The sequence below is a fragment of the Pseudomonas sp. 2822-17 genome (genome assembly GCF_002742485.1).
In the GTDB taxonomy this organism is placed as follows: domain Bacteria; phylum Pseudomonadota; class Gammaproteobacteria; order Pseudomonadales; family Pseudomonadaceae; genus Aquipseudomonas; species Aquipseudomonas cyclaminis.
The window spans coordinates 1-288 of the sequence record NZ_LJRZ01000634.1 but is presented as its reverse complement, the minus strand read 5'-3'; the positions used below and the strand labels follow the sequence as shown (position 1 = coordinate 288).

The 288-nt window shown below is 38.9% G+C and carries 1 pseudogene; it reads right to left on the bottom strand.

Annotated elements, in window-relative coordinates:
* Positions 1 to 3: 3 nt before the first annotated feature.
* Positions 4 to 288: pseudogene (locus tag AOA60_RS32755) on the bottom strand (hypothetical protein); the annotation flags it as partial.

The window sequence follows — 288 nt, the reverse complement described above, 5'->3', positions numbered from 1 at the left end:
CCATTACTCTTCCTCATATAAAAAGTACTCAAAATCAGCATAGTTCTTTTGACCTGTTAAGTCCTGTACACACATTCCAATAAATGCACCAGTAAATCCTTGATCTAGGATGTACCCATCAACAAATTGGTCTGCGTGCTCATCTGAAATTCTTGAAGCATCTAAAACGGGACCAATTGCAGTCCATTCATCTCCTGTCTCAGAGAAGTAGAACTGAAGCTCACTTTCACGAATCTCGGCTCTCAAATAACAACTTTCCCAACTATTGATAGATATACGACCATTAGT